Source organism: Streptomyces sp. NPDC059002, assembly GCF_042740435.1.
In the GTDB taxonomy this organism is placed as follows: Bacteria; Actinomycetota; Actinomycetes; order Streptomycetales; family Streptomycetaceae; genus Streptomyces.
Map to the genome: position 1 here is coordinate 1 of NZ_JBHYJI010000161.1, position 1376 is coordinate 1376.

Consider the following 1376-nt stretch of genomic DNA (forward strand, 5'->3'; position numbering starts at 1 on the left):
ACCAGCCGGACATCGCCGGGCTCGTCCTCCCGAGCGATCACAGCCACCTGGGCGACCTGCGGATGCGCGGCCACCACCGCCTGCACCTCACCCGGCTCGATCCGGAACCCACGGATCTTCACCTGCTCATCCGCACGCCCCAGATACTCCAGCCACCCCTCCGCGTTCCACCGCACCACATCCCCCGTGCGATACAACCGCTGCCCCGCACCGAACGGACTGGCCACGAACCGCTCCGCAGTCAACCCCGCACGACCTGCATAACCACGAGCAAGCTGCACACCCGCCAGATACAACTCACCCCCCACACCCACCGGCACCGGACTGAGAGCCGCATCCAACACGTAGGCACAGGTGTTGGCGATCGGCGCCCCGATCGGCACCGGACCGGCCTGCCCCGGAACGCACTGCCACGCCGTCACGTCCACCGACGCCTCGGTCGGCCCGTACAAATTGTGCAACTCCACCCCCGGCAGCACAGCGAAGAACCGCTCCTGCGCCGCCACCGGCAACGCCTCACCCGAGCAGAACACCCGCCGCAGACCACCACACCCACCCACCGACGGCTCCGCCAGGAACGCCGCCAGCATCGACGGCACAAAATGCACCGTCGTCACAGCCTGCTCACGGATCAGCGAAGCGAGATAACCCGGCTCCCGATGCCCACCAGGCTTCGCCACCACCAACGCCGCACCCTCCAGCAGCGGCCAGAAGAACTCCCACACCGACACGTCGAAACCGAACGGCGTCTTCTGCAACACCCGGTCATCGACACCCAACCCATACCGGCCCTGCATCCACGCAAGCCGGTTCACAATCCCCGCATGCGGCACCACCACACCCTTGGGCCGCCCCGTCGAACCCGACGTGAAGATCACGTACGCGGGGTGCTCCGGGCGCACCCGGACCGCGTCGCCCAACGGCCCGCCATCCACCTCGGCGAGCTTCGGATCGTCCATGAGAACGCGGGTCACGCCCTCGGGCAGCAGCTCCGCCAGCCCGCCGGCAGTCACGACCGAAGCGGCCCCGGCCGCCTCCAGCACGTACGCGATCCGCTCCGCCGGATACTCCGGATCCACCGGCAGATACGCGGCCCCCGCCTTCACCACCGCCAGCAGCGCCACCACCATCTCGACACCGCGCTCCAGGCACACCCCCACCACAGACTCGGCACCCACACCCCGCGCGATCAAGTACCTCGCCAACCGATTGGCCCGGACATCCAGCTCCGCATACGAGACGGACTCACCCTCGAAGACAACCGCCACCGCACCCGGCGACCGCCCCACCTGCGCCTCGAACAACTCAGGCAACGTCGCCGGCACCACATCGGCGCCGGTGTCATTCCAGTCGACAAGCACCCGACGCCGCTCGGC

General features: G+C 68.8%; 1 protein-coding gene. It reads right to left on the reverse strand.

The genetic code is table 11. From position 1 onward, the window contains the following. A partial coding sequence (locus ACFWZ2_RS43645) for an amino acid adenylation domain-containing protein (protein WP_384555361.1) occupies window positions 1-1376 on the reverse strand: 1376 nt, incomplete at both ends.